At 69.8% G+C, this 4,592-nt stretch carries 5 protein-coding genes and 2 pseudogenes; all 7 read right to left on the reverse strand.

The window, feature by feature from the left end:
- Nucleotides 1-387 (reverse strand): annotated as a pseudogene (locus APM_RS09385) (hypothetical protein); the annotation flags it as partial.
- Between the two features lie 7 nt (nt 388-394).
- On the reverse strand, nt 395-802 hold the full coding sequence (locus APM_RS09390) for a hypothetical protein (RefSeq protein ID WP_007423129.1): 408 nt from the start codon (nt 800-802) through the stop codon (nt 395-397).
- A gap of 1 nt (nt 803) precedes the next feature.
- Nucleotides 804-1,112 (reverse strand): hypothetical protein, encoded by a 309-nt coding sequence (locus APM_RS09395; protein ID WP_007423130.1) that lies wholly within the window; start codon nt 1,110-1,112, stop codon nt 804-806.
- Nucleotides 1,113-1,125: 13 nt separating this feature from the next.
- Nucleotides 1,126-2,448 (reverse strand): DUF4043 family protein, encoded by a 1,323-nt coding sequence (locus tag APM_RS09400; protein ID WP_007423131.1) that lies wholly within the window; start codon nt 2,446-2,448, stop codon nt 1,126-1,128.
- Nucleotides 2,449-2,547: 99 nt separating this feature from the next.
- Nucleotides 2,548-2,973 (reverse strand): hypothetical protein, encoded by a 426-nt coding sequence (locus APM_RS09405; RefSeq protein ID WP_007423132.1) that lies wholly within the window; start codon nt 2,971-2,973, stop codon nt 2,548-2,550.
- Nucleotides 2,970-4,382 (reverse strand): phage portal protein, encoded by a 1,413-nt coding sequence (locus APM_RS09410; protein WP_007423133.1) that lies wholly within the window; start codon nt 4,380-4,382, stop codon nt 2,970-2,972. Before APM_RS09410 ends, APM_RS09405 begins: the two co-directional genes overlap by 4 nt.
- A 4-nt stretch (nt 4,383-4,386) precedes the next feature.
- Nucleotides 4,387-4,592: pseudogene (locus APM_RS09415) on the reverse strand (hypothetical protein); the annotation flags it as partial.

Genomic DNA, 4,592 nt, shown 5'->3' on the forward strand with positions numbered 1-4,592 from the left:
AATCGCCCCATAGGGATTGATCCCCGGCACCGCCTGCGCCGCCGGCCGCCAGATCGACAGCGTCTCGTTGCAGCGCGCCCCCAGCACCGGCGCCGGCGGCTCGTTGCTCACCACGAGAAACGTCCCCGCCGGCCCGGCGACATAATCCCCGCCGCGCACATAGGCCTGGTCCAGCACGAGTTGCCGATAGGGCAGGCCGAGCGGCGCCGGCCCGCGCACCGAGCCCGAGACCGGCAACACCAGCACGCCCAGCCGCACCAGCCGGTTGGCCGCGACGATCGGGCACGCCCCGTCGCGCGGCCGGTAGGCGTCGCAGATCACGCCCGCCTTGCGCGCGGCCATGCCGCCGCCGAAGGCGATCCGGTCCGCCAGCCGCGTTCCATCCATGAAGACCTCAAACGATCAGGGTGATGCCATCCGAGGGGCCGAGCGCCGGCCCCGGCGGCAGGCCGAGAAACCCGCACAGCCGCCGCCGCCACTGGTCGAACAGGGCGGCACGGTCGCGCACCTCGTTGGCGTTGTGCTGCCAGCCCGCGGCCGCCTCGGTATCGAGATTGCCGCTCGCCTCCGGAATCGCGACCTCCAGCGCGGCGAGGGTGGCGAGGTAGTTCGCCACCACCGCCACCTCTTCCGCCGCCAGGTTGTTCATCCGGTATTCGAGCGTGCCGTAGGCCTGGAAGAACCGCCAGGACTGGAATCCCGCCGCCCCGGCGCCATAGGCCGGATAGCCGCAGAACCGCCGCACATCGACCTTCTGCGCCTCGCTCAGCGTGCCGGGCGCGCTCGAAACACTGCCCGACATGTCAGTAGACCGAGCCGTCGCCGCGGGTGAAATAGACCGTGCCGGCGCCCGAGGCGAGCACGGCGCTCGCCTCGCTCACCAGCCGCCCGGAATCGATCAGCATGCGCCCGCCCGGCGGCACCGGCGTATCCGCCGCACTCGCCGGGCTCATCCCCGCGGTGCCCAGCCGCACGAACGCGACGGACGCCGCGGCGTTGTAGACGAGCAGGCTCGACCCGCCGCCGGAAAGCGCGGTCGACGCCGCGCTGGTCGAGGCGGCGACGGACGCGGTGCCCGATGGCCTGAAGGGAAGCGAGGACCCGATTGACATGTTCGCCCCCTCCTCAGCCGATATGCTCGATCATCACCGCGCGCTTGAAGTTGGAATTGGTCGCGGTCGGGATGGTGTTCGGCGTCGTCGTGGTGTCGGACGGCGCGCAGAACCCGCCGATCCAGTACCAGGACTGGGCGATGATCTGCTGCAGCCGGTCGATCGGCTCGCGCGTGACCATGGCGACACCGTCGATGATGTGCACCAGCGCATCCTTCGGCGCGACGTCGTCCGCGCCGATGCCGGCGAAATCCGCCTCGATCAGCGCGCCCTTGCCGCAGACGATCGGCCGGCGGATGTACAGCCCCGCCAGTGTGGGATGCGACTGCACATAGGCCTCGGTGGTGGTGATGAAGCGCAGGCCGAGGAAGTCGTTGACCATGCCCTGGCGGAACACCGCGTTGCTCGACGTCGCGCCCTGGAACAGCTGCCGGAAATCCGGATCGGCGAAGAGCTGCCGGGCCGAGACCGGATCGAGATAGCAGTTGTAGACACCGTCGATTTCCGGCACCGCGTTCTGCCGCAGCGTCGCCACCGCATCGAGCAGGGCGGACATGGTCAGCGTGTCGGTCGCCTGCAGCGCGCTGGTCGTCCCGGCCCCCTGCGGCCGGACGATGGCACTCGCCGTCGCGGCGCGCACCGCATTGCCGGCGGTGCCGTCAGACACGCTGACGTCGTTGGAAAAGGTCAGGGTTCCCGAAATCCCGCCCGGCGCCGACGATGCGTTGTTGACATCCGGCGTCACGCCAATGAGCAGATACGTATTCGAACCCACCGTTACCGTCAGCGGATAGCTGGCCGAAACCGCCGTCTGCACGCCGTTGACGAAAACGGTGGTGAAACCGCGAATATCATCGACCTCGATGCTCGGCGCCGCGCTCGCCAGCGTGGCGCTCACGCGTGTGTTGCCGCCGAAATAGGGGGCGAACAACGCGTTGCGCGCCAGCTCGTCAAGGCTGCGCGCCGCCTGCTCGCCATTGGTCGCGGCATTCTGCAGGAACTGCGAGGCGATGCCGACGCGGCTGGTCACCATGTTCAGGTCCTGCGTCGCCGCGTAGAAATTCAGCGTCACGGTATACTGCTCGACACCCCAGCCCTGCGGCGTCAGCCCGTTATCGAGATTGGTGTTGGTCGCGGCGGCCAGCGGCGTGGTGACCGAGGGCTTCAGCCCGGCGCGGGTCTTGGTCAGCGTCTCGCCGATGCCGACGGCGAAGCTCTCGCGATCCGCCACCATCCGGTAGCCGAGCCGCGAGCGCAGCGCCTGCTCGAATTCGCGCTCGAGGAAGCCCTGCTGGATGATCGGCTGCAGCGAGGCGGGAAAATTCGAAATACCCATGTCGTGTTCCTTCTGGATGACGCAATTCGCCGCACCCCGTCGCGCGGGGCACGGTTGTCTGACAACGCGTTAATTTGTTGAAAGCGGCCGGCGGCCGGCTCAGCCCCCGGCGCGCCGAAGCAGTTCGGCACGCGCCGCGCGCCACTCGGCCTCGCTCAGCTCGGTCGCATGGCGGGCGCGCGGCGGCTCCGCCCGCGGCACCGACGCCGTGGATGACGATGACGGCGCGCCGAACAGCCAGGGCTTGTCCCGCTTCAGCTGCGCCATCAGCGCCGCCGCGTCCGGCGCCGTGCCGTCCTCGGCCGGCGTCATCGCCGCCGGGTCGATCAGTCTCAGCCCGTCAAGATCGATCATGCCGGCCCTGACCGCCTCGATCCTGAGTTCGGCCCGCCGCAGCCGCTCGGCGTGTTCGCGCCGCAGCGCCTCCATCGCTTGCTCGGCCGCCATCGCCCTGGCCTGCCAGTCCTCAGGCGCCGCCTGCGGCTCGTCCGGCAGCCCCTCGTGCTCCGCGAATTCGTCGCTCATGCCCCGTTCCGTTCCAGTTGGTCCCCCTCGTCGGCGATGCGCGCGAGTTCCGCCGCCGCATCCCCGATCACATGACTGGCGGCGAGACTCTTCACCGCCGTCTCGCGCGAGAGCTGGCCCGCATTGACCAGCGTCGCGATCGCCTGCGCCTCCTTCAGCCGGTCATCGGCCGAGGCGGCATACCAGCGCGGCCAGCGCAGGCTCAGCCGCAGGTCGGGATCGACCCGCGGCACCGTCCGGCCCATCACCTTCACGTCGAACCGCGCCGCCGCCCGCAGCGCCATCCGCAGCAGCGGCAGCAACCCGCCCTCGCCATAGGCAATCCGCAGATTGTCGGCGAGCCAGATCAACCCCTGGTTCATCAGCTCCAGCGCCCGGCCCGATTGCGGCGCCGCCAGCCGGTCGGCGCTGGCGCGGTTGCCATGCACGCTCTCCAGCGCGAACTCGCGCAGCGTCCGCACGTAGTCGATCACCGCGGCCGAGGCGGTGCCGCCAATCTCCAGCAGCTTGGCATCGCCCTTTTCCGAGACGATCAGCGCATTCCCCGCGCCCTTGACCATCTCGCGGTCGGTCGTCGCCGGCTCCTTGATCAGCAGCGTCGGATCGGAGGCATATTTCAGCCCGCGCCCCACCTGCGACAGCTGGTAATCGATCTCGATCGATGTCTCGATCGCCGCGCGAAAGGTACAGGCGCCATCGGCGCCCTCGCCGCCCGGCAGGTTGCGGATCCACACGATCGGCACGAAGCCGAGGTCATGCCGCACGCTCCGCGCCCGATCCGGCGCGGCCGGCAGCCCTTCGCCCACCGGCACCGGCTCGAACCAGGTCTCCGCCTGCGCATCCCAGCGCCGCTGGAACCAGTAGGTCTGGCCGGGATCGATCCCCTGATAGCCCTGGCCGATCAGTTCCGCGCCCCGCACCTTGTAGAGCTCGGTCACCTGCTCCAGCGTGTCCGGCGCATCCTCCCGCCAGCGCGGCGTCAGGTATTGCGTCTCCATCACCGAACAGAAGAACCGCCCCTTCAGCACCCGGAGCAGGATCGCCACCGAGCCGACCGATCCGCGCAGCGCCGCGTCGATCATCACCTCGTTGAGCCGGCATTCGCCGAGGAGGTCGGCCAGCAGCGTCTCGATCTCCGGCTCCGCGCATTCGACGGCGGGGAAATGCCCCGCGCTGAACAGCAGCGAAACCGAATCCTCCACCACGATCCGGCACAGCCCGTAGCGCACCGAAGGCCGCCGCGCCCGCAGCGGCACATATTCGCCCGCCCCGTTGCGCTCCTCCTGGAACGCATAGGGCAGCGCGTCATAGATCGTCCCGTCCAGCACCCGGCGATAGATCTCCAGCCGCCGCGCCCGTGGCGCGAGGTGCGGATCGGCCGGGATCGTCTGGCAGATCGTCTCGAACATGAATTCAGCGCCCCATCAGAGAAAAATTCACCATCCGCGCCGCCACCGGCGCCTGGCCGAGCGTCGCCTCGGCGCGCGCCAGCGCGTCGACCTGGTCGTCCTTCTCGCCATCGGGAAAGGCCCGCAGCTCGGCGAGAAACGCGTCGGTCCAGCCGGCGCGCACCACGCGCGTCCCGCCGGCGCCGATCCGCGCCGCGGCCGGCATCGCCC

The organism is Acidiphilium sp. PM, assembly GCF_000219295.1.
Lineage (GTDB): Bacteria > Pseudomonadota > Alphaproteobacteria > Acetobacterales > Acetobacteraceae > Acidiphilium > Acidiphilium multivorum.